This window comes from Halogeometricum sp. S3BR5-2, assembly GCF_031624635.1.
Classification (GTDB): domain Archaea; phylum Halobacteriota; class Halobacteria; order Halobacteriales; family Haloferacaceae; genus Halogeometricum; species Halogeometricum luteum.
Genome location: NZ_JAMQOQ010000001.1, coordinates 845,658 through 866,191, shown reverse-complemented (window position 1 = coordinate 866,191; position 20,534 = coordinate 845,658). Strand labels below are relative to the sequence as shown.

Genomic DNA, 20,534 nt, shown 5'->3' with positions numbered 1-20,534 from the left:
AAGGGTGGCGGGCCGAATATGGTACTATTGCGTTCGCGACGCTGGGGCGGTGAGGGGGACTCGGAAAAAGAGCGGAGTCGGACGGCGCTCTCAGACGCGGCGTCGGAGTCGGATCCGGTCGTCGTCGTAGGAGTCGACGTGTTCGTCGCGGATCTCGTTGGAGTCGTCGTCGTCCCAACCGAGCATGCCCTTCAGTTTGTCCGTGAGACCGTCGCTGTCGTTGTCGCGGTCGACGGTCGCACGCCCGTCGTTCACGTCGTGAACCGTTCCGATGCGCGTCCCGTCCGCCGTTACGACGTCCTTGTTCCGGTCGTCGTCCGTGAAGTTAGTTCGTGCCATTGCGACCTAATTTTTTCGCGGAGTTCGTAAGGAATTATTGGCCGCGAACCGCTTATTTCACCCGATCGAGTAATTCGCGGACGGTCGAAACCGACCCTGAACTGACCGTCGAGACGGGTGATACGTTCCCGGCGTCGCGGCCGAGGCGGGCGGCGAGTTCGAGAGAATCCTCGTCGGCTCAGTAGGATTTGGCGAAGTACGCCGTCTCCGCCGCGTCCTCGCCGCAGACGGCGCACTCCTCGCCGTCGTGTATCTCCGCCGCTTCGTCGTTGAGGGGGACCATCACTATCTCGGCGGCTATCTGGTCTTTGATCTCCGCCTCGCAGTCCTCGTCGCCGCACCACGGGGCCTTCACGTACCCGCCGTGCTGGCCGATGGTGCCGAGGATGTCGGCGCGCGAGTCCGCCTCGCGGACGTTCCCCTCCAAGTTCTCCTCGGCGGCGGCGTACAGTTTCGCGTACACCTCGTCGAACTCCTCGCGGACGGTCTCGGCGATGTCCTCGCGGGCGACCTCCTTGGACTCGCCGTCGGGTCGGTGGACCACCGTCACCACCTCGTCGTCCACCTCGTTCGGACCGATTTCGAAGCGGACCGGGACCCCTTTCAGTTCCCACTCGTTGAACTTGAAGCCGGGGTTGCGCTCGTCGCGGTCGTCGAGTTCGACGCGGACGCCGTCGGCCTCCAACTCGTCGACGACGGACTCGGCGTAGTCGAGCACCTTCTCCCGCGTGTCGGCCTGCCAGATGGGCACGACGACGACCTGTTCGGGCGCGACGGTCGGCGGCAGGACGAGGCCCTGGTCGTCCGAGTGCGTCATGATGAGCGCGCCGAGGGCGCGCCACGAGAGCCCCCACGAGGTAGTGTGGGCTACCTGACTCCCCTCGTCCTCGTCGGTGTAGGTGATGTCGAACGCCTCGGCGAACGACGTGCCGAGGTGGTGGGAGGTGCCCGCCTGCACCGACTTACCGTCCGGCATCAGGGCCTCGACGGTCGTCGTCGTGTCCGCGCCGGGGAACTTGTCGTGCTCCGGTTTCGCGCCGCGGAGGACGGGCATCGCCAGCAGGTCCTCGTACATCGACGCGTACTGGTCGAGGCGGGTCATCGTCTCCTCCCACGCGTCCTCGTGGGTCGCGTGCGCGGTGTGGCCCTCCTGCCAGAGGAACTCCTTCGTCCGGAAGAACGGCTTCGTCTCCGTGGCCTCCCAGCGGACGACGGACGTCCACTGGTTCACGCGCAGGGGCAGGTCGCGGTGGCTCCGGATCCACTGGGCCATGTACGGCGCGATGATGGACTCGGAGGTGGGGCGCACGGCGAGTCGTTCCTCCAGTTCCTCGCGGCCGGCGTGCGTGACCCACGCCACCTCGGGGTCGAACCCCTCGACGACGTCCTTCTCGCGTTCGAGGTACTGCTCGGGGATGAACACGGGGAAGTAGGCGTTCTGCACCCCCGTCTGCTTGAACTTCGAGTCGAGGAAGTTCTGCACGCGTTCCCAGAGGGCATAGGCGCGCGGACGCGTCACGATGAAGCCGCTCATCCCCTCGGGTCCGTAGTTGGCCAACTCGGCCTTCTGGACGACCTCCGCGTACCACTCGCCCGTGTTGTACTGCTTGGACTCGGTGATACCGAGTTCCTGCTCGTCGCTCATTACCGCTATTTCACCCGACTGCGGTCTTAAATGTCCTGAAGCGCCGGAGGCCCGCCGCCGAACTCCGACGCTCTCAAGTGGTCGCCGCCGTTGAGAGTCCCGTTCGGCGGAACGAAGAGGTAGCTACAAATCGTCGGCCGGCGTAGAACAGTATGGGTCGATACTATGTTAACATACAGCACGAACGAACCGGTGCGGAGCGAAGGGGCGGGCGCCGGAGCGAACGAGTCGGCGGACACCGACCGGGAAGGCACTCGCGTCGAGTTGTGGTGCGAGGCGACGCGGACCGGGGGCGACGGCGAGTTCGACCGGGTCGCGAAGCGCCTCCGACGACTCGCCGACCGCGGCGACATCGACGCCGCGGCCGTCGAGACGTGGGACCGCTACGTGGACGTCTCGGGCGGGTTCGTCCGGGACGAAACCGCGAGGGAGACGAGGGACCGCCTCGCCCGCCTCCGCGAGTGGACGTGGCGGCGCCGCGAGGAGGCCTCGGACGGGTCCGCACCCGCCGGCCGCGGGCGACTCGGACCCGCCGTCGAACTGCACCGCGTCCCGCGCGCCGCCCTCGTCGAGTTCGAGAACGGAGTGGTGCGGAACGTGACGTTCGCCGACGAGCGCACCGCCTGTCTCACCGAGCGACTGGAGACGCTGGCGGAGCGCGAGCGACCGGAGTCGGTCCCCGAGTCGCCGTCGGCGGCGACGTCCGCCGACCGACGGCGGAGTCGGGACCGGGACCGGAACCGTCGGACCCGAGACCGAGACCGCCAGCGCCCACGCGACCGCGAACGGCTCCGACCTTAGTCGAACGAGACGGCGAACGGACTCGGCCGGTCGCGCCATCCCCACCCCGGTAGCCGGGTCTGGAAGCCGGCGGCGAGGGCGGCGTCCAAGTCGTCGGCGCCGGCGGCGCCCTCCGTGTGCGTCCGCGTATCCGCGAAGTGAAACGTCGCCTGCGCGAGCAGCGACAGCGGCTGCCCGCCCGCGACGGCCGCGGCCAGTTCCCGCCCGAGCACCTCGTCGACGACGAAGCCGGGGTAGTCGCCCTCGACGTCCAACCCGCGCAGCAGTCCCACGTAGCCGGCGACGTTGACGGCCACCTCGCCGTCAGCGAACACGGTCTCGACCTCCTCCCGATAGCGCTCCTCGGACACCGTCGCCACCTCCGTGTCGAACAGGGCGCCCAACTCCGCGCGCGTCTCGTTCAACAGCGGAACGACGGTCGACGAGCGGTCTCGGACCCAGCGCGCCTCCTCGGCGACGGTCTCGGGGGTGAGTTCCATACCCGGCGGAGGGACCCGAGACGCTTCGACTTTGCGAAGAGTTTTATACGGAGGAGAGAATACGTCCGAGTAAGCGGGTTTTCCCTGCCTCTTCCCGCAGACAGGATAGCAGAAGATAGCGATCCGAACGCAGACGTTGCCTATGCTCTCTCACGATTACATCCCTTGCGACCGCGCGGCCGTAGTCGCCGCCTCGTCGTTCGAGACACCCCGAGGCAGTGACCCGACCCTGATGCCGTCCGTCACGACACGGACGAGTGGTACTCACTTATGAGTTCAGTAGATAAGCAGCTCGAGGAACTGAAAGCAGAGATAACGAACGAACTCCCTTCGGACATCTCCGTCTCCGACGTCAAGTACGAAGGCCCGGAACTCGTCGTCTACACGCGCGACCCGAAAGAGTTCGCACAGAACGGCGACCTCATCCGAAAGCTCGCCAGCAAACTCCGAAAGCGCATCACCGTGCGCCCGGCCCCCGAAGTGCTCTCGCCCCCCCGCGACGCGGAGGAGCAGGTGCTCGAGGTCATCCCGGAGGACGCCGGCGTCACCGACCTCGACTTCCACGAGGACACCGGCGAAGTCGTCATCGAGGCGTCGAAGCCGGGGATGGTCATCGGCCGCCACGGGTCGACGCTCCGGAAGATAACCCAGCAGGTGGGGTGGACGCCCGAGGTGGTCCGCACCCCGCCCATCCAGTCGTCGACCGTCTCGAACGTCCGTAACTTCCTGAAGCAGGAGCGCGACGAGCGACGGCAGATACTCGAACGCGTCGGCCGACAGATCCACCGCCAACAGCTCTCCGACGACGAGTGGGTCCGCATCTCCACGCTCGGCTGCTGTCGGGAGGTCGGACGCGCCTCCTTCATCCTCTCGACGCCCGAGACGCGCATCCTCATCGACTGCGGCGACAAGCCGGGGTCGGACGACGTGCCGTACCTCCAAGTGCCCGAGGCGCTCGGCTCCGGCGCCAACTCGCTGGACGCCGTCGTCCTCACGCACGCCCACCTCGACCACTCGGCGCTCGTCCCCCTCCTCTTCAAGTACGGCTACGACGGTCCCATCTACACGACCGAACCGACGCGGGACCTGATGGGCCTGCTCACGCTCGACTACCTCGACGTGGCCGCCAAGGAGGGTCGTACGCCGCCGTACGAGTCCGAGATGGTCCGCGAGGCGCTCAAGCACTGCATCCCTCTCGAATACGGCGACGTGACCGACATCGCCCCCGACGTGAAGCTCACGTTCCACAACGCGGGGCACATCCTCGGCTCCGCGGTGTCGCACTTCCACATCGGCGACGGCCTCTACAACGTGGCGTTCTCCGGCGACATCCACTACGAGGACACCCGCCTGTTCAACGGCGCGGTCAACGACTTCCCGCGCGTGGAGACGCTCGTCCTCGAATCCACCTACGGCGGTCGCAACGACTACCAGACCGACCAAGGGGACTCCGAGCAGAAACTCATCGACGTCATCAACGAGACCCACGACCGGGGCGGGAAGGTGCTCATCCCGGCGTTCGCCGTCGGGCGCTCCCAGGAGATCATGCTCGTCCTCGAGGAGGCGATGCGCTCGGGGAAGATTCCGGAGATGCCCGTCCACCTCGACGGGATGATCTGGGAGGCGACGGCCATCCACACCACCTACCCCGAGTACCTCCGCGACGACCTGCGGGATAGAATCTTCCACGAGGACGAGAACCCGTTCCTCGCCGAGGAGTTCAACCACATCGACGGCGGCGAGGAGGAGCGACAGGACGTGGCCGACGGCGACCCCGCCATCGTGCTCTCCACCTCCGGGATGGTCACCGGCGGCCCCATCATGTCGTGGCTCCGCCACGTCGGCCCCGACCCGGACTCCCGCCTCGTCTTCGTCGGTTACCAGGCGCAGGGGACCCTCGGGCGCCGCATCCAGAACGGTTGGGACGAGATTCCGGTCAACGACCGGGACAACATGGGCCGCTCGAACACGCTCACGCTGAAGATGGACGTCGAGACGGTCGACGGCTTCTCCGGGCACGCCGACCGCGCGGGCCTGGAGAACTTCGTGAAGACGATGAACCCGCGCCCCGAGAAAGTGCTGTGCGTCCACGGCGACGAGCGCTCCGTGCAGGACCTCTCCTCGGCGCTGTACCACAACTACAACATGCGGACGTTCGCCCCGAAGAACCTCGAGACGTTCCGGTTCAAGTAGCCCGCCCGCGTCCGTCACGCCGCGGTCGGCGGACCGCCCGCCGTCGGAGACTGCCACCTTCTTACCGCCGCGCGCGCACCACTAAGGCATGCGTCTCGCGCTCATCGCACACGACGAGAAGAAACCGGACCTCATCGACTTCGCGCAGAACCGCAGCGACGACTTGGAGCACTTCGAACTCATGGCGACGGGGACGACCGGCAAGCGCCTCATCGAGGCCACGGGTCTCGACATCGAGCGCAAGCAGTCGGGACCGCTCGGCGGCGACATGCAGATCGGCGCCGAGATAGCCAGCGAGGACTGCCACGGCGTCGTCTTCCTGCGCGACCCACTCACCGCCCAACCGCACGAACCCGACATCACCGCGCTGCTCCGCATCTGCGACGTCCACGACGTCCCCCTCGCCACCAACCTCGCCAGCGCGGACGCCGTCCTCGACGAACTCATGGACCAGTTGGAAGGCGAGTACGACCATCGGGAGTAGCCCGGCTCTCTCGGCTGATAATCGAGCCAAACGTTCAAGCCCGATTGGGCGGACAGTTACGATATGCGACAACTATCGCGCGCGCTGTCCGTCGTCCTCGCCGTCGCCGTCCTCGCGGCCGTCGTCGCGGCGCCGGCGGCGGCGCAGGCCGGTTCCGCGGCCGGTCCGACGGGCGCGGACGACTCGGACGAGCGGCGGTGTTTCCCGCCCGGCGGTCACGAGTTGGACATCGGAACCGAAGGTCCGGGTATCGCGGTGACCGTCCACACCTCGCTGTTCACGAACCTCGGCGACGAGGGCGCACTCGGCGTCGAGGCGCGCGGGTCCGCGCTGAACGAGACGATAGTCGAACTCCGGACGGGCGTCGCCTTCGACGGCGTCGGCCCCCTCGGCGACTTCCTCTCGGACCCGTTCTCGCGCTTCGCGATTCTGTTCGACTACTCGTTCGAACTCCCGATGTTCGTCGGGATGGTCGACAGTCCGAGCTACGAGTCCGACGAATCGCCGGTGAAGGGCGTCGAGTCGCGCGGGTGCGGGGCGTAGCGCCGCCGAGAGGCCGACGTTCGGTCGTCCGCGCGGCCGGCCGACTCGACGGGCGGAACCCTTTTTGTACCGATGTTCCAAACCCGGGGACGTCCGCTTCGTCCCCGAGGTACTCTAGTGACTACAGACCTGATCCCCGACGAACTGTCCGTTCCGTGGCGTTCCCGCACCGTTCAGGCCGTCCTGTCCAGCACGCTGCTGGCGCCGTTCAGCGTCACGCTCATCAGCCCCGGGTTGCCGGTCTACCGGCGAGCGTTCGACGTCACCGACGCGGAGGCGAGCCTCCTGCTCTCGGCGGTGCTGATTCCGGGAGTGGTCCTCTCGCCCGTCGCGGGCCTCCTCGCGGACCGCCTCGGCCGGCGGCGGGTGCTCGTCGCCAGCCTCCTCGCCTGGAGCGTCGCGGGGGCGGCCGTCACGCTCCGCCCCTCCTTCTGGTCCGTCGTCGCGCTCAGACTCGCTCAGGGGGCCGCGCTGGCCGGAATCATCGTCACGACCATCTCGCTCATCGGCGACTCCTTCGAGGGCGTCCGGCGAAACGCGGTCCTCGGCGTCAACGCGGCCGTCCTCTCCGCGGGCTCCGCCGTGTACCCGCTCGTGGGCGGTGCGCTGGTGGTCGTCGCGTGGAACGCCCCGTTCGCGCTGTACCTCCTCGGTCTCCCGGTGGCGCTCTTCGCGGCGCGCGTCCTCGACGACCCGCCGCCGGAACGCCGGACGCGAAGCCTCGCCTACCTCCGCCGCGTCGTCACCGCGCTCTCGGCGAAGGACGCGGCGGTGCTGTACGGGTCGGCGCTCGTCATCGAACTCCTGCTGTTCGGCGCGATGTTCACCGGACTCCCGTTCCTCCTCGCGGGTACGTACGGCCTCTCGCCGCTCCGCATCGGCCTCGTCGTGACCGTCAGCGAGGTGGCGTCGATGGTGACGGCGACGCAGAACGGGCGCCTCGCCGCGCGATTCTCCGACGAGCGGATCATCGCCGCCGGGTTCGTCGTCGCCGCCGCCGGACTCGTCGGCGCGTGGGTCGCTCCGACGCCTCTCTTCCTCACCGCCGCGATGGTCGGCTTCGGCGGAGGGTGGGGGCTGACGCTCCCGTCCATCGACGCCGGGGTCAGCGACCTCGTCCCGGCGCAGTTCCGGGCGGGGGCGCTGAGTTTCCGGGGGAGCGCGACGTTCCTCGGGCGCGCCCTCGGTCCGCTCCTCTTCGCCGGAATCGGCCTACGGACCGGCTACCGCCCGCTCTTCCTGTTCGGCGGCGTCGGCGCGTTCGCGTTCGGCGCCCTCCTCCTCGGGGCGACGAGGTAGGCCCGCGCGGTCAGTCGGCGTCCGCCGGGTCGACCACCGACTCCGCCACCTCGTCGACGCCGACCCGGTCGCAGAGGTCGTACAGCGGGCACGCCTCCGGACCGTCGAGACAGGCCGGCTTCCTCGCCTTGCAGTACTCTCGACCGAACTGTATCATCGCCGTGTGGCCGAAGCCGCACTTCTCGGCGGGCACGTCGCGTTCGAGGTGCGCTCTGACCGCCTCGTGGTCGGCGTCGGCGGGCGCGAGTCCCATCCGCCGCGCGATGCGGTGGACGTGCGTGTCGACGGGGAAGACGCCGCCCCTTCCCCCGGAGAACAGGAGGACGCAGTCGGCCGTCTTCGGGCCGACGCCGTGGATGTCGAGCAGTCGCTCCCTGACCTCGCCGGGGTCCTCGTCCGTCACGAAGGCGTCGAAGCCGTCGGCGCCGCCGAACTCCTCGCGGATGCGCTCCGCCGCGCCGATGATCATCTCGGACTTCTGATTGTACAGGCCGGCAGAGGAGATGGTCTCGGCGAGTTCGGACTGCTCGGCGTCCGCGAGCGTCTCGGCCAAGTCGCGCCCGTCCTCGTCGTATCGCTCCATGAGCGAGTCGTGCGCAGGTTGGCTCGCCACGTCGCTGGTGTTCTGACTGAGGATGGTGCGGACCAGACACTCGAAGGCGTCCTGCCCGCCGTAGGCCTTCTGCCAGTACATCCGACCCAGTTCGTCCACGACGGCCTCGGCGCGCGTGTCCGCGTCCGCGGGGTCGAACTCCGCGGCGGCGCCGCCGCCCTCGTCGCCGCCGCTGATGTTCTCCGTCGGCTCTTCGGGCATAGTGAGGAGAAGGGACGCCGCCTCGAAAAACGGTCGGGAAGCGGCGGTCGGCCGGGCGCCGGCGCCGACTACTCCACGCGGAACGTGACCGTCACGTCGCCGCCGTCGGCGAGGGCCGCCACGAAGTCGCGGTCGAAGTCCGCGGCCGCGGCGTCGGCGCCGACGAGGACCGTGCGGTCGTCCACGTAGTCGCTCGTCCGGCCGACGTGGCTCCGGTCGCCCTCGAACGTCAGGTCCGGGTGCCCGCGTCCCTCGACTCGCTCACCGAGCGTCTCCCCGTCGGCCGTCTCCACCTCGACGGTGACCGTGATGGCCGCTTCGGCGTCCCGACAGGCGTCGACGAACGCCGTCGAGAAGTCCGCCGGGACCCGGTCCGCCTCGACGGCGAGGATGCAGTCGCCGGCCGGCGTGAGCCAGTCGTCCGAGGTGACCTCGAACGTGCTCGCGTGCTCGGCTGAGACGTTTTCGTGCCCGCGCGCGCGGACGACTTCTTCGTGCATACTCCTCGGTGCCGGTCCGACGGTAAGTCCCCGACGGTTCGGTCCGAGGCGGGCGAAACTGGCAGACGAGCGTCAGACGACCGCGCCGAACCCTCCGGTTCATGCCCCACGTTACCACGAGTCAATTTATAAGGGACGAGACGGATGCGCAGGACGCATATTGCGCCGCTACACGGCCCGTGGTAGCCGTTTTCACAGGCCGTGACCACCGAAGGCTTTATAACCAACCACGCGCAATGTGCTATTACCAGAACGCCTCCGGCGTTCCGGCGGCACCGCACGCAGAATGATCGGGAATTCTTATCCACGGCCGGTCGCACCCTCACGAGCAGCCGCCACGCACGGAGTGGTAATGGTATCGAGGTTTGATTACGAATGGTGACACAGCAAGACGTTCTCACGGAGTACGATGTACAAGAGCTCGACGAATCGGCAAACGTCGACCTAAGCGACGAGCAGCTCGAAGACGACTCGAAAGGGCAGCTCATCAAGCTCGCCGGTCAGCTCCGAGACCGACGAAACGACCTGAACCAGATGGCCTCCGAGCGCGCCTCCAAGCGCGACGACCTGAACGCGAAGACTCGCGAGAAGGTCGACGAGGCCCAAGAGCACCGCGAGCAGCGCGACGAGCTCAACGAGCAGGTCCAAGAGCACAAGAACAAGCGTAACGAGCTCAACGCCGAGGCCAACGAGCTGTTCGACGAGGTCGAGCAGATGAAAGAGGACCTCGAGCTCGACGACGGCAAGGACATCGAGGAGCTCAAAGAGGAGATCGAGCAGCTCGAGTTCCGCCAGCAGACGGAGGTTCTCTCGACGGAAGACGAGCGAGAGCTCATCGAGAAGATCGAGAACAAACGCGAGGAGCTCCGTCAGAAGAAGGACAAAGTCGATGACAGCGGCGAACTCGAAGAGCTCATCGAGGAGGCAGAGGAGGTCCGCTCGGAGGCGTCCCAGCACCACCAGAAGGTGACCGAGCTGGCCGACAAGGCCCAGGAGCACCACAACCAGATGATCGAGGCCTACCGAGAGGCCGACGACATCCGAGACAAGGCCGACGCGATGCACGAGCTGTTCGTCGAGGCCCAGGAGTCCGCCGACCGTCACCACGAGGACTTCGTCCGCGTCCAGAAGCGTCTCCGCGAACTCGACAAGGAAGAAGAGCAGGAGCGCGACGCCGAGCGCGCCGAGAAGCGCGAAGCCGCCAAGGAAGAGGCCGAGGAGATTTACCAGAAGTTCAAGGAGGGCGAGACCCTCGACACCGAGGACCTGATGAAGCTCCAGAAGACCGGACTCCTCTAAGCGCCGGCCGTTCTCTCTCTTCTGTTCCGTTTTTCGCCGCCCGCGAGCGACGGCGTTCCGCGGTCCGACGGCGACATAATTTCATCGAGCCATCAGGTGTAAGTTCGGGACGAGTGTACGGCCGGGCAGAGGGCGGAGCGTCCCTCGCCCGCCCCCGTCCCCCATGAGTTCCGAAACCTCCTCGACCCTCACGATCGCCCGCGAAGAGTTTTCAGACGTCCGCGAGAGCCCCGCCCGGTGGGTGTTCCTCGTCGGGAGTAGACCCGTCGTCGGCGTCGGACTGTTCGTCGTCTTCTTGGTCGTCTTCTACGCCCTCTGGGTCTTCGGCTACGTGACGCTGCAGAACAAGACGGCGATGCAGTACATCCTGAGCAGCCTCATCAGCGGGAACCTCACGCTCGTGACGCTCGTCATCTCCATCAACCAAGTCATCATCTCCCGACAGCTGAACTCGCCGGGCGAACTCCGCGAGGACATCGAGAACGTCAACGAGTTCCGAGAGCGCGTGTTCGACCCCGAGCAGGTGGACGTGGTGCCGGTGACGCCCTCCGATTTCCTGAAACTGCTCCTCGAGAGCATCCGCCGCGACCTGCAGCGACTCGGCGGACTCACCGCGCGGGCGGACGACGACGAACTCCGCGAGGACACCGACGAACTCGTGTCCGGAATCACCGACCACGTCGACCGGGTCATCCGACTCATCGAGGGGTCCGGGTCGGGGACGTTCGACACGCTGTCGGCGCTGTTGACGACGAACTACGCCGACCGAATCTACCAGATACGGCGGCTGAAATCGAAACATCAGGAGTCGCTCTCCGAGGAGACGGAGGAGTACGTCGACGACATCGTCTCGACGCTGCAGCAGTTGGACGTGGCGCGGCAGTACTTCAAGACGCTGTACATCCAGACCGAACTGGCGTACATCTCGCGCGTGCTGCTCTACGCCGGCGTCATCGCCGAACTGGTGTTGGTGTCGACGCTGCTGGCGCTGACCGCCAGCGGACCGAACCTTCCTCAAGTGCTCCCGCCGGTGGTGGCGCCCCTCGTCGCCGCCGTCGGCCTCCTGCCGCTGGCCGTGCTGTTCTCCTACGCCATCAGGCTCGCCGTGGTCTCTCAGCGCACCATCGCCATCACCCCGTTCACGACGCCGGAGCAGGAAGAAGAGCTGAACCTCTGAGCGGCCTCCGAACGGGCCTCCGAGCCGCCGTCGACGCGGCGTCGTCGGACGGTTATCGGCTCCGTCTACCGAGCATACTTTAACCCCGAGAGGCGTTCGCACGGGTGTGACCACGCTCGTCCTCTGTGTGGACCGTTCGAACGACATCGGACGGAAGGCGGGCCTGCCCACGCCGGTCGTCGGCTGGGAGGCCGTCCGGTCGCTCGTCACCGAGGTGGGCCTCGCCGACCCGGAGGACTCGAACGTGAACTGCCTGCTCGAAGCCCTCCGCGTGGCGCGCGACCTGCGGGACGAACACGAGGAGTCGGTCGTGGCCGTCGTCTCCGGCGCCAGCGAGACCTTGGTGGGCGCGGACCGCTCGCTGGCCGCGCAGGTGGACGAACTCGTCGCGGAGTACGACCCCGACTCGACCATCGTCGTCGTCGACAGCGCCGGCGACGAACGGGTCGTTCCGGTCATCGAGAGCCGGCTCCGGGTGGACTCGGTCGACCGGGTGGTCGTCCGGCAGGCCCACGACATCGAGTCGACCTACTACCTCCTCAAACAGTTCCTCGCCGACGAGGAACTCCGCTCGACGGTTTTGGTCCCCCTCGGCGTCACCCTCCTGTTGATGCCGCTTCTCCTCACGCGCTTCTCCCCGGCCGTCGCGCTGGCCGGCCTCGCGTCGGTTTTGGGCGCGGCGCTCCTCTACAAGGGGTTGGCCGTCGACAAGTTCCTCGCGGAGTCGCCGGACCGCGTCCGCGACGCGCTGTACTCCGGGCAGGTGTCCGTCGTCACCTACGTCGTCGGCGCCGGTCTCACCCTCGTCGGCTCGTTTCTCGGCGCGCTCTCGGCGACCCAGCACGCCGGCGGCGACGCCGGCGTGACGCTCGTCTCCTCGATGCTGTTCGTCTACTACGCCGTCCCGTGGCTGGCGCTCGCGGCGCTCACCGCCAGCGCCGGGCGCCTCATCGACGAACTCATCGGCGCGGGCGGGGCGCGCCGGCAGTACATGAACCTCCCGTTCGGCGTCGTCGCCCTCGGACTCGTCGTCCGCGGCTTCGCCGGGTGGTTCCTCCAGCGCGAGGGAATCCTCGAGGACGCCCTCCTCCTGGGGTGGTCGCTGTCGGCGCGGCAGCGACTCGCGCTGTTCATCGTCGGCGGCATCGTCGTCAGCATCGTCGGCGTCCGGGCCGCGGCGACGATGAGCGAGAGCGAGGCGCCCGAAGAGGCGGTCGAACAGTGACGCGAAAAGAGTACGCGGCTAGCGGGCGCCGCACGCGCGGTACTCGCCGTGTTTGATACCGAGGGCGAGACAGACGGCGCCGAAGACGAGCATCGACGGCGCCACCATCATCAGTATCGTGCCGGTTCCCATCGCGCCCATCGCGATCAGTCCGACCGTTCCGAGGACGACGAGACCGACCAGCGCACCGTACGTCACCGCTGCGTTGAACTCCATGGCCGCTCGTAGGGTCGCCGTCCCCTAATCGGTTTCCTCGGTTCGAGCGTCGATAGCCGTGTCGTCCCCGTCCGTCTACCAGGGGGCGAAGTCGGGGTCGACCTGCCGGTCGTTCCGGTCCATCTCGTCGATGCGCTCTATCTCCTCGTCGTCGAGTTCGACGCGAAGCGACTCCCAGTTGTCCTGGATGTGGTCCTCGCCGGTGGCCTTCGGGATGGCGGTGACGCCCTTCTCGCGGAGCCACGCCAGCGACACCTGCGCCGCGCTGACGCCGTGGTCGTCGGCTATCTCGGAGAGCACGTCGTCGTCGAACACGTTCCCGCGGGCCAGCGGGGAGTACGCGACGACTTCGATGTCGTGTTCCTCGCAGGCCGACCGAATCTCCTCCTGCTGGAAGAGGGGGTGCAGTTCGACCTGGTTCGCGAAGATGGGGGCGGCGGAGTGCTCGACGGCCTCTTCGATGTGCTCCGGTTCGAAGTTGCTGATTCCGATGCGGTCTATCTTCCCGTCGTCGTACAGTTCGTTCAGCGCGCGGAACGTCTCCTCGGGGTCGTACTCGCCGGCCGGCCAGTGGATGTACAGCAGGTCCACGGAGTCGACGCCGAGTTTGTCGAGGCTCTCTTCCGTCGAGGAGAGCAGGTCGTCGTACCCGAGGTTCGCTTTCCACACCTTCGTGGCGAGGAAGACGTCCTCTCGCGGCACGTCGGCGTTCTCGATGCCCTCACCGACGTGTTCTTCGTTGTCGTAGGCTTGGGCGGTGTCGATGTGACGGTACCCCATGTTTAGGGCCGTCTCGACCGCCTTCGCGCAGTCTTCCGGGTCGTCGTTCTGCCACGTGCCGAGGCCGAGCATCGGCATTCCGTTCGCTCGTGGCACGTCCGTTTCGGTGAGAGACTGCTCAGACATAGCAATTTATCGGAGGGCTGTCAGCCCAAAAGCCGTTGTGACAGACGCGTCAGCGTGTCGCAAACGCGGCGGCGGTCGAGTCGGACTAGCCCGAGTCAGTACTTCGGGTCGGCGTCGATGAGGTCGTAGAGGTCGTCCATCACCCTGTCGCGCGCCTCCTGCCACGCGTCGAACCCGCGCGGGGAGGAGGGGTAGGCGTTGTACTGACGCGTTATCTCGGCGGCGCGCTTTCTGACGCGGTACAGTTCGTACAGCGAGTCCCAGTGGCCGAACGTCTTCACCAGCGTCTCCAGTTTGAGTCCGAGACTCATGTCCGAGGAACCGCTGCTGAGCGAGTCCATCAACTGCTGGCCGGGAACCGACGACACCATCTCCACCAGTTCGTCCACGTCGTGGGACGTCCCCCAGATGTTGTAGAGGTCGACGGCGGCGAAGCGCTTGCCGAAGTCGGTCATCACGTCGCGGTTGTACTCCCAGAGGTTCGACTCGCTCACGTCGCCCTCGGAGATGGCGCGCACGGCGTGTTTGGCCGCCCAGTGGGCCGACTTCGCGGCGCCGGGGATGCCGCCGCCGGTGGTGGGGTTGACGTGGCCCGCCGAGTCGCCGGCGGCGATGAAGCCGTCGGCGACGGCGGAGTCGTAGGGGCGGCGCGTCGGCAGGGCCGCGCCGAGTTTGTCGACGACGGTCCCGCGTTTCAACTCGGGTCGAGACCGGATGTCGCGCTTGAGCGTGTCGACGAGCGTCATCGGGTCCTCGGTCATCTGGAAGCCGAGACCGACGTTTATCTCCGTGGCGGTCCGGGGGAAGTACCAGAGGTAGCCGAGTTCCTCGGTCGGTTTGAACACGATGGCGTCGTCGTAGTCGACCGGGTCGGGGACGTCGATGACCTCGCGGTAGGCAGAGCAGAACTGCGAGTAGGAGACGTTCGTGTCGAATCGGCTCTGGGAGAAGTCGGCTTTGTCCTGCAGGATGGAGAGCGCGCCCGCACCGTCGATGGTCACCTCGGCCTCGTACTCGACGACGTCGCCCTTCCGCTTGGCGCGGACGCCCGTCACCCGGCCGTCGTCGTTCTGCGTCACGTCCTGCACCACGGTGTCGTAGTGCATCTCGGTGCCGAGGCGTTCGGCCTCTTCGAGGATTATCTCGCCGTAGCGCTTCCGGTCGAGGACGGCGCCGGGGGCGCGGAACGGGACGTCCAGGTCGTCGCCGCCCGGGTTCTCGAACACCGCGCGGGTGAGGTTCTGGTTCGTGAACGACTCCTCTTTCAGGTAGTCGAGGTCGATGACGTCGGGAAAGGTGCTCGTGCCCTTGATGGCGTCACCACAGGCGATGTGGCCCGCCTCCTCCTCGGACTTCCGTTCGAGGAGGACGACGTCGAGTCCCTCCGACGCCGCCGTGGCCGCGGCGAAGGCACCCGCCGTCCCTCCCCCGACGACGACCATGTCGTAGGCTTCCGCTGGCATGTTGTTCCATCTTTCCCCGGCCCGTCATAAAAATAAACCGTATCACCCGCTCGCACGCCCATCTTGCCCCTTTTCAGGGGACGCGAATCCGCCGCTAGCTTTACCACGTCACCCGGTGACACGTCCACCGAGGTGGCAAGATATGTCACGACTGACCGCCGGGAACACCAACGCGTTCGCGCACCGAATCGCCGGCGACTCGCTCGTCTACGACTGCCCGGACTGCGAGTTCGGCGAGGTGTTAGTGACGGACCTCATCGAGTCCGAGGACGCCCGCTGTCTGGACTGCGGCGCCCGGTACCGCCTCCACGTCGAACGGGTCGACGGCTGAGGGTCGAAGGGATTCGGCCGTCTCGAGCGGGGAAACGGTCATGCCCGTCCCCCGCGTGACGGCCGTATGTCTCGTCGAACGGTACCGCTTCTCGCCGTCGTCCTCGTCGTCGCCCTCGCGGGGTGTCTCGGAACGCTCGCCAGCGCCGACGCCGGCGCGGCGTCGGTTCCGACGGCCGCGTACGAACGCGAGGGTTACGTCGCGGGCAACGAGACGAGCGTCCCCCTCCGCTTTCCCCTCGGCGTCGCGGGCGTCGGCGGCGAGGTGGCCGTGACGAGCCACGTCGCCGGGTACTCCCGGACGGCCGAAGAGAACGAGACGGCGGCGCTCCTCCTGCTCACGACGCCGAACGCTCGCGTCGGCGGCGTCTCGGTCAACCCCCTCCGCGGCGCGACGGACCCGACGCTCGTCCGCACCGGGTTGGAGTTCGTCGGCAGGGCTCGGACGGCGGGAAACGTCGAGAACGTCACCGACCTCCGCGAACTCGGTTCCGAGGAGGTCGAACTGCTCGGCGAGGCGACGGCGCTGACGACGTACGCCGGCGTCGTCGACACCGAGGCGGGTTCGGCGGACGTCCGCGTTCACGTCGCCGTCGTCGAGTACGAGGAGGACGTGGTCCTGGCCCTCTCCGTTCACCCGGCGTCGATGGACGAACGCGCCGCCGTCGGACGGATGCTCGCCGCGGCCGAACACCGGGCGACGCGGTAGTCCTCCACCCGGCCCCGCCGAGACGGGGAGCGCTCCGACCATGTCACTGGCGGACACATTCGTTATTTATATCTGAAGCGCGTGCGATAAATTGTGACTTCTCAGTCTATGGAACGAGACGTGATGTACGGGCTCTTGGGACACCCGTTCAGACGCGCTCTCGTCGCCGCCGACGCCCTCCGCGCGCCGATTTCCCTGTCGCGAATGGCCGACGCGGTGACGGACGCCCTCGCGTCGATCCCCGAACCGGCGACACCCGACGCTCCGCGGGCGACGCCGAACCTCGAACTTCACCTGCACCACACGCACCTCCCGAAACTCGACGCCGCCGGCGTCCTCGCGTACGACGCGGCCGAACGGACCGTCGTCGACGTGGACGAGGCGGCGGTCGCACGACTCTCCGGAATGTCCGAGACGCTCGCCGCAGAGTGCGCCGACGCGTTGGCGAGCGACTAACGCGACGCGGTCCCGCCGCTTCCGGGACACCGACCGACCGAAAAAACCGAAATCGGAGAACGCGAAGCGGACGCGAACGCCGCGTCCGCACCGCGGCGTGCGTTCAGTAGAACTCGCGGACGAGGTCCATCGCGCCCTCCGGCGCGCCCTCGTCGACCTGCGACATATCCTCGGTGACGCCGTGCTTCTCGCCGTACGGCACCGACTCCTCGTTCTGCCAGACGACGCCCTGGAACTCCTTGTCGGCGTCGAGGATGGCGTCCTTGGCGGCGTCGTAGTCGGTCGGGTCGTGGTCCTCCTCGGCGAGGTCCACGAGCGAGTCGCGGAAGTAGTCGTACGTGTCCACGTCGTTGAACGTCACGCACGGGCTGAACACGTTCACGAAGCCGAAGCCGTCGTGCTCGATGGCCTTCTGGACGATTTCGGCGTGTCGCTGCGCGTCCGTGGAGAACGACTGGGCGATGAACGTCGCACCCGACGCGAGAGCGAGGGCCATCGGGTTGACGGGGGGTTGCTGCGGCCCCTCGGGCGTCGTGGACGTCTCGAAGTCCTCGCGCGAGGTGGGCGAGGCCTGCCCCTTCGTCAGCCCGTAGATGCGGTTGTCCATCACGACGTACGTCATGTCGACGTTCCGCCGGACGGCGTGGACGAAGTGGCCCGCGCCGATGGAGTAGCCGTCGCCGTCGCCGCCCGCGACCATCACCTCGAGGTCGGGGTTGGCGAGTTTGACGCCCGCGCCGACGGGCAGGGCGCGCCCGTGGACGCCGTGGAGGGCGTACGAGTGCATGTACGTCCCGATCTTACCGGAACAGCCGATACCGGCGACGACGAACGTGTTGTCGGGGTCGTTGCCGGTGTTCGCGAGGGCTTTCATCATGCCGTTCATGGTGCCGAAGTCGCCGCATCCCGGACACCACGTCGGTTGCTTGTCGGACTTGAAGTCCGTGAATCGAATTTCGGAGCTCATAGTTCAGGCCTCCAGCGTCTGTTTGATGTCCTCGGCGAGTTCGTCCGCCTTGAACCGGACACCGTTGTATTTGTTCACACGCTTGACGCGTGTAAGTGTGTCGTGCTCGATGACGTCGGCGAACTGTCCCGTGGCGTTACACTCGACGACGACGACTTCCTCGGCGTCCTCGAACGCCTCGGTCAGGTCGAAGCGCGGGAACATGTACGGGATGGAGAGGAAGCGCACGTCGACGTCTTCCTCCTCGAGGAGGGCGATGGCTTCGACCATCGCGCCCTCGTTCGAACCCCACGAGACGACGAGGTTGTCGGAGTCGGCGTCGCCGAACTCGCGCGGACTCCAGTCCTCCTGCTCCTTTGCGGTCTCGACCTTGCGGTTACGCTTGTCGACCTGTTCGATGCGCAGGTCCGTGTCCTCGGTCCGGCGTCCGAGTTCGTCGTGTTCGAGACCGGTGGTCATGTGCGCACCCTCGCCGGTGCCGGGGAACGCGCGCGGGGAGACGCCGTCGTCGGTGATGGCGTGGGGTTGGAACTGCCCCTTCTCGTTCTGCCACTCCTCGATGGTGTCGTCGTCGACGACCTTCCCGCGGTCGATTTCGACCTCGTCCATGTCGAACTCCTCGGGGGAGAACGTCTGCTCCGTGACCGCCAGCGAGAGGTCGGCGGTGAGGTAGACGGGCGTCTGGTACTTCTCGGCGAGGTTGAACGCCTCGACGGTCTTCCAGAAGCACTCGGAGATGGTGGTCGGCGCGAGGACGAACCGCGGCACCTCGCCGTGACCGCCGTAGAGCAGCATGTTCAGGTCGCCCTGCTCCTGCTTCGTCGGCATCCCGGTGGAGGGGCCCGAGCGCATCACGTCGCAGATGACGAGGGGAGTCTCCGAGGTGGCGACCAGCCCGAACGTCTCGGTCATCAGGTCGATGCCCGGCCCGGAGGTGGCCGTCATCGACCGCGCGCCGGCGCGCGCGGCGCCGAGGGCGAGGTTGATGGCCGACAGTTCGTCCTCCGCTTGGACGACGTGGCCGCCGAAGTTCTCGATGCGGCCCGTGAGGTACTCCATCACGTCCGTCGCGGGCGTGATGGGGTAGCCGGCGTAGAACTTACAGCCGGCGGCGATGGCGCCCATCCCGATGGCCTCGTCGCCGTTCAGGAGGACGTAGTCCTCGTCTGTCGTCTCGAGGTCGTAGTCGAACTCGTGGTCGTACTCCTCGTCGACGTAGTCCTGACCCTTTCGGGCGGCCTCCTTGTTGTTGTCGACGAGTTGCTGTCCTTTCGACCCGAAGCGTTTCTCCAGTGCGCTGTCGAGGTTCTCGATGGGGAAGTCGGCGACTTCGCACGCCGCGCCGAGCGCGACGACGTTGCGCATAATCGCCCCACCGGCCTCCTCGGCGAGTCGCTTGAGGGGGACCTCCAGCCCAATCATCCCCTCGGGAATCTCGACGTCCTCCATCGTGGTCCGCTCACCGTCGTAGATGATGACGGAACCCTCGTGGAGTTCGTCGAGGTTCTCCTCGATGGTGCGGGGGGTCAGCGCGATGAGCACGTCGAGTCTGTCGACGACGCTCTGCACCGGGTCCACCGCCGTCCGGACTTTGTACGCCGTGTACCCGCCGCGGATACGAGACGCGAAGTCCTTCGAGGTGAAGACGTGTCGTCCAGCCCGAGAGAGTGCCTGGGCAAAGATCTTCCCCGTCGAATCGATGCCATCGCCGGCTTCCCCGCCGATGGCCCAGTTGAAGTCCGCAGGCATGTGGGTGAGGGGTACCCATGGCCCGATGAAAAGCCTTCTGAAAGGCACTGAAAACAGTGAAAAACTTGATTCCCGGGAACACGGTCTGTACTCAATCGTGCAACCATTTCTCGCTCGCCTCGAGGGCGGTTTCCGCACGTCGCTCGGCTATCACTTCCGGTTCGTCAACTCCGGCGCGACCGACCTCCCCCGCCCTTCGTCCGGGTCGCGGGTCGGCGTCCGGACGCCGGTCGTCCCCGCCCGCCGCCGGGATGGCAAGACCCTTCGGCGGCGCCGACGAACCCGGAGATATGGACGCCACAGTCGCCGTCACCGAGGTCCGCGAGGTCGGACCGAACACCGTCGCCATCGAGTTCGAGACCCCGGACGGGTTCGAGGCCGACCCCGGCCAGTTCGTGAAGCTCTCCGGGACCGTCGACGGCGAGGAGTACGACCGCTTCTACACGCTATCGTCGCCGGGCGTGAAAGACACGTTCGAGGTCACCGTCGGCGTCGACCCCGAGGAGGCCGGCCCGTTCTCTCTGCATCTCATGGACCTCGAAGCGGGCGACGAACTCGGCGTCTCCGGTCCCTTCGGCCGGAGCTACTACGCCGGAGAGCCCCGCGTCGTCGTCCTCGCCGGCGGCCCCGGCGTCGGCCCCGCCGTCGGCATCGGCGAGGCGGCCGTCGCGGACGGCAACGAGGTCGCCATCGTCTACCAGATGGACGCGCCCGCCCACGAGGACCGACTGGACGCCCTCCGCGAGGCCGGCGCGTCCGTGACCGTCACCGGCGGGGACATCGGACCGGCCGTCGCCGAGGCGATGACCAACGCCGAGGACGAACACGTCTTCGTCTACGGCTTCGCGGACTTCGTCGAGGCGGCGGAGTCGGCCATCGTGGCGACCGGCGGCGACCCCGACGCGGCGAGCGTCGAGAACTTCGGCTGAGCCGGCGTCGC

22 protein-coding genes are annotated in these 20,534 nt (G+C 67.2%); 12 read left to right on the top strand and 10 right to left on the bottom strand.

What is annotated here, in order from left to right; all coding sequences use genetic code 11:
• Positions 1 to 90: 90 nt before the first annotated feature.
• Both NDI79_RS04495 and proS read right to left on the bottom strand, forming a co-directional pair.
• Positions 91 to 339: a hypothetical protein gene (locus NDI79_RS04495; RefSeq protein WP_310927242.1), complete on the bottom strand. Its 249-nt coding sequence runs from the start codon at positions 337 to 339 to the stop codon at positions 91 to 93.
• A gap of 178 nt (positions 340 to 517) precedes the next feature.
• Positions 518 to 1,984, bottom strand: coding sequence for a proline--tRNA ligase (proS, locus tag NDI79_RS04490; protein WP_310927241.1), 1,467 nt, complete (start codon positions 1,982 to 1,984; stop codon positions 518 to 520).
• A 165-nt stretch (positions 1,985 to 2,149) separates the two neighbouring features.
• Here proS and NDI79_RS04485 point away from each other — a divergent pair, with 165 nt between their 5' ends.
• Positions 2,150 to 2,785, top strand: a complete 636-nt coding sequence (locus NDI79_RS04485; RefSeq protein WP_310927240.1) for an HTH domain-containing protein — start codon at positions 2,150 to 2,152, stop codon at positions 2,783 to 2,785.
• Here the strand turns inward: NDI79_RS04485 and NDI79_RS04480 are convergent.
• Complete coding sequence (locus NDI79_RS04480; RefSeq protein WP_310927239.1) at positions 2,782 to 3,264, bottom strand: DUF7984 family protein; 483 nt, start codon at positions 3,262 to 3,264, stop codon at positions 2,782 to 2,784. The two genes, NDI79_RS04485 and NDI79_RS04480, sit on opposite strands and share 4 nt — an antisense overlap.
• Positions 3,265 to 3,534: 270 nt before the next feature.
• On the opposite strand from NDI79_RS04480, the gene NDI79_RS04475 reads away from it, so the two are divergent.
• The 4 genes from NDI79_RS04475 to NDI79_RS04460 all read left to right on the top strand — a co-directional run bounded on the left by NDI79_RS04475 (position 3,535) and on the right by NDI79_RS04460 (position 7,783).
• The gene (locus tag NDI79_RS04475; RefSeq protein ID WP_310927238.1) at positions 3,535 to 5,457 is read left to right on the top strand and encodes a beta-CASP ribonuclease aCPSF1; all 1,923 of its coding nucleotides are present in this window, start codon (positions 3,535 to 3,537) and stop codon (positions 5,455 to 5,457) included.
• Between the two features lie 88 nt (positions 5,458 to 5,545).
• On the top strand, positions 5,546 to 5,941 hold the full coding sequence (locus tag NDI79_RS04470; protein ID WP_310927237.1) for a methylglyoxal synthase: 396 nt from the start codon (positions 5,546 to 5,548) through the stop codon (positions 5,939 to 5,941).
• 63 nt (positions 5,942 to 6,004) lie between these two features.
• Positions 6,005 to 6,484, top strand: coding sequence for a DUF7332 family protein (locus NDI79_RS04465; RefSeq protein ID WP_310927236.1), 480 nt, complete (start codon positions 6,005 to 6,007; stop codon positions 6,482 to 6,484).
• Positions 6,485 to 6,601: 117 nt separating this feature from the next.
• Positions 6,602 to 7,783 (top strand): MFS transporter, encoded by a 1,182-nt coding sequence (locus tag NDI79_RS04460; protein ID WP_310927235.1) that lies wholly within the window; start codon positions 6,602 to 6,604, stop codon positions 7,781 to 7,783.
• A gap of 10 nt (positions 7,784 to 7,793) precedes the next feature.
• On the opposite strand, the gene NDI79_RS04455 is transcribed toward NDI79_RS04460, so the two are convergent.
• A complete protein-coding gene (locus NDI79_RS04455; RefSeq protein ID WP_310927234.1) occupies positions 7,794 to 8,597 on the bottom strand; it encodes an endonuclease III domain-containing protein in 804 nt (267 codons plus the stop codon).
• A gap of 68 nt (positions 8,598 to 8,665) precedes the next feature.
• A complete protein-coding gene (locus tag NDI79_RS04450; RefSeq protein ID WP_310927233.1) occupies positions 8,666 to 9,097 on the bottom strand; it encodes a DUF371 domain-containing protein in 432 nt (143 codons plus the stop codon).
• Positions 9,098 to 9,472: 375 nt separating this feature from the next.
• Here NDI79_RS04450 and NDI79_RS04445 point away from each other — a divergent pair, with 375 nt between their 5' ends.
• From NDI79_RS04445 to NDI79_RS04435, 3 genes are all read left to right on the top strand, one after another.
• Positions 9,473 to 10,396, top strand: coding sequence for a coiled-coil protein (locus NDI79_RS04445; RefSeq protein ID WP_310927232.1), 924 nt, complete (start codon positions 9,473 to 9,475; stop codon positions 10,394 to 10,396).
• A 163-nt stretch (positions 10,397 to 10,559) separates the two neighbouring features.
• The gene (locus NDI79_RS04440) at positions 10,560 to 11,573 is read left to right on the top strand and encodes a DUF7972 family membrane protein (RefSeq protein ID WP_310927231.1); all 1,014 of its coding nucleotides are present in this window, start codon (positions 10,560 to 10,562) and stop codon (positions 11,571 to 11,573) included.
• A gap of 106 nt (positions 11,574 to 11,679) precedes the next feature.
• Positions 11,680 to 12,798 carry a DUF373 family protein gene (locus NDI79_RS04435; RefSeq protein WP_310927230.1) on the top strand — a complete coding sequence of 373 codons (1,119 nt, stop codon included), beginning with the start codon at positions 11,680 to 11,682 and terminating at the stop codon, positions 12,796 to 12,798.
• Between the two features lie 18 nt (positions 12,799 to 12,816).
• On the opposite strand, the gene NDI79_RS04430 is transcribed toward NDI79_RS04435, so the two are convergent.
• The 3 genes from NDI79_RS04430 to NDI79_RS04420 all read right to left on the bottom strand — a co-directional run bounded on the left by NDI79_RS04430 (position 12,817) and on the right by NDI79_RS04420 (position 15,383).
• The gene (locus NDI79_RS04430; RefSeq protein WP_310927229.1) at positions 12,817 to 13,014 is read right to left on the bottom strand and encodes a DUF7333 family protein; all 198 of its coding nucleotides are present in this window, start codon (positions 13,012 to 13,014) and stop codon (positions 12,817 to 12,819) included.
• Positions 13,015 to 13,089: 75 nt separating this feature from the next.
• Positions 13,090 to 13,920: an aldo/keto reductase gene (locus NDI79_RS04425; protein ID WP_425499567.1), complete on the bottom strand. Its 831-nt coding sequence runs from the start codon at positions 13,918 to 13,920 to the stop codon at positions 13,090 to 13,092.
• Positions 13,921 to 14,015: 95 nt separating this feature from the next.
• A complete protein-coding gene (locus tag NDI79_RS04420; protein WP_310927228.1) occupies positions 14,016 to 15,383 on the bottom strand; it encodes a geranylgeranyl reductase family protein in 1,368 nt (455 codons plus the stop codon).
• A 142-nt stretch (positions 15,384 to 15,525) separates the two neighbouring features.
• On the opposite strand from NDI79_RS04420, the gene NDI79_RS04415 reads away from it, so the two are divergent.
• The 3 genes from NDI79_RS04415 (at position 15,526) to NDI79_RS04405 (ending at position 16,878) form a co-directional block, all read left to right on the top strand.
• Positions 15,526 to 15,714: a hypothetical protein gene (locus tag NDI79_RS04415; protein ID WP_310927227.1), complete on the top strand. Its 189-nt coding sequence runs from the start codon at positions 15,526 to 15,528 to the stop codon at positions 15,712 to 15,714.
• Positions 15,715 to 15,780: 66 nt separating this feature from the next.
• Positions 15,781 to 16,422, top strand: coding sequence for a DUF6517 family protein (locus NDI79_RS04410; RefSeq protein ID WP_310927226.1), 642 nt, complete (start codon positions 15,781 to 15,783; stop codon positions 16,420 to 16,422).
• Between the two features lie 108 nt (positions 16,423 to 16,530).
• Positions 16,531 to 16,878: a DUF7344 domain-containing protein gene (locus NDI79_RS04405; RefSeq protein WP_310927225.1), complete on the top strand. Its 348-nt coding sequence runs from the start codon at positions 16,531 to 16,533 to the stop codon at positions 16,876 to 16,878.
• Positions 16,879 to 16,981: 103 nt separating this feature from the next.
• Here the strand turns inward: NDI79_RS04405 and NDI79_RS04400 are convergent, their stop codons facing one another.
• Both NDI79_RS04400 and NDI79_RS04395 read right to left on the bottom strand, forming a co-directional pair.
• Positions 16,982 to 17,845: a 2-oxoacid:ferredoxin oxidoreductase subunit beta gene (locus tag NDI79_RS04400; protein WP_310927224.1), complete on the bottom strand. Its 864-nt coding sequence runs from the start codon at positions 17,843 to 17,845 to the stop codon at positions 16,982 to 16,984.
• A gap of 3 nt (positions 17,846 to 17,848) precedes the next feature.
• Positions 17,849 to 19,594, bottom strand: a complete 1,746-nt coding sequence (locus NDI79_RS04395) for a 2-oxoacid:acceptor oxidoreductase subunit alpha (RefSeq protein ID WP_310927223.1) — start codon at positions 19,592 to 19,594, stop codon at positions 17,849 to 17,851.
• Positions 19,595 to 19,884: 290 nt separating this feature from the next.
• Here NDI79_RS04395 and NDI79_RS04390 point away from each other — a divergent pair, with 290 nt between their 5' ends.
• Positions 19,885 to 20,523 carry an FAD-dependent oxidoreductase gene (locus tag NDI79_RS04390; protein WP_310927222.1) on the top strand — a complete coding sequence of 213 codons (639 nt, stop codon included), beginning with the start codon at positions 19,885 to 19,887 and terminating at the stop codon, positions 20,521 to 20,523.
• Positions 20,524 to 20,534 lie beyond the last annotated feature (11 nt).

Excerpts from the sequence above, each read along its gene's own strand:
- NDI79_RS04495 (WP_310927242.1), bottom strand. The coding sequence starts at position 339 with ATGGCACGAACTAACTTCACGGACGACGACCGGAACAAGGACGTCGTA.
- proS (WP_310927241.1), bottom strand. The coding sequence starts at position 1,984 with ATGAGCGACGAGCAGGAACTCGGTATCACCGAGTCCAAGCAGTACAAC.
- NDI79_RS04485 (WP_310927240.1), top strand. The coding sequence starts at position 2,150 with ATGTTAACATACAGCACGAACGAACCGGTGCGGAGCGAAGGGGCGGGC.
- NDI79_RS04480 (WP_310927239.1), bottom strand. The coding sequence starts at position 3,264 with ATGGAACTCACCCCCGAGACCGTCGCCGAGGAGGCGCGCTGGGTCCGA.
- NDI79_RS04475 (WP_310927238.1), top strand. The coding sequence starts at position 3,535 with ATGAGTTCAGTAGATAAGCAGCTCGAGGAACTGAAAGCAGAGATAACG.
- NDI79_RS04470 (WP_310927237.1), top strand. The coding sequence starts at position 5,546 with ATGCGTCTCGCGCTCATCGCACACGACGAGAAGAAACCGGACCTCATC.
- NDI79_RS04465 (WP_310927236.1), top strand. The coding sequence starts at position 6,005 with ATGCGACAACTATCGCGCGCGCTGTCCGTCGTCCTCGCCGTCGCCGTC.
- NDI79_RS04455 (WP_310927234.1), bottom strand. The coding sequence starts at position 8,597 with ATGCCCGAAGAGCCGACGGAGAACATCAGCGGCGGCGACGAGGGCGGC.
- NDI79_RS04450 (WP_310927233.1), bottom strand. The coding sequence starts at position 9,097 with ATGCACGAAGAAGTCGTCCGCGCGCGCGGGCACGAAAACGTCTCAGCC.
- NDI79_RS04445 (WP_310927232.1), top strand. The coding sequence starts at position 9,473 with ATGGTGACACAGCAAGACGTTCTCACGGAGTACGATGTACAAGAGCTC.
- NDI79_RS04440 (WP_310927231.1), top strand. The coding sequence starts at position 10,560 with ATGAGTTCCGAAACCTCCTCGACCCTCACGATCGCCCGCGAAGAGTTT.
- NDI79_RS04430 (WP_310927229.1), bottom strand. The coding sequence starts at position 13,014 with ATGGAGTTCAACGCAGCGGTGACGTACGGTGCGCTGGTCGGTCTCGTC.
- NDI79_RS04425 (WP_425499567.1), bottom strand. The coding sequence starts at position 13,920 with ATGTCTGAGCAGTCTCTCACCGAAACGGACGTGCCACGAGCGAACGGA.
- NDI79_RS04420 (WP_310927228.1), bottom strand. The coding sequence starts at position 15,383 with ATGCCAGCGGAAGCCTACGACATGGTCGTCGTCGGGGGAGGGACGGCG.
- NDI79_RS04415 (WP_310927227.1), top strand. The coding sequence starts at position 15,526 with ATGTCACGACTGACCGCCGGGAACACCAACGCGTTCGCGCACCGAATC.
- NDI79_RS04410 (WP_310927226.1), top strand. The coding sequence starts at position 15,781 with ATGTCTCGTCGAACGGTACCGCTTCTCGCCGTCGTCCTCGTCGTCGCC.
- NDI79_RS04405 (WP_310927225.1), top strand. The coding sequence starts at position 16,531 with ATGGAACGAGACGTGATGTACGGGCTCTTGGGACACCCGTTCAGACGC.
- NDI79_RS04400 (WP_310927224.1), bottom strand. The coding sequence starts at position 17,845 with ATGAGCTCCGAAATTCGATTCACGGACTTCAAGTCCGACAAGCAACCG.
- NDI79_RS04395 (WP_310927223.1), bottom strand. The coding sequence starts at position 19,594 with ATGCCTGCGGACTTCAACTGGGCCATCGGCGGGGAAGCCGGCGATGGC.
- NDI79_RS04390 (WP_310927222.1), top strand. The coding sequence starts at position 19,885 with ATGGACGCCACAGTCGCCGTCACCGAGGTCCGCGAGGTCGGACCGAAC.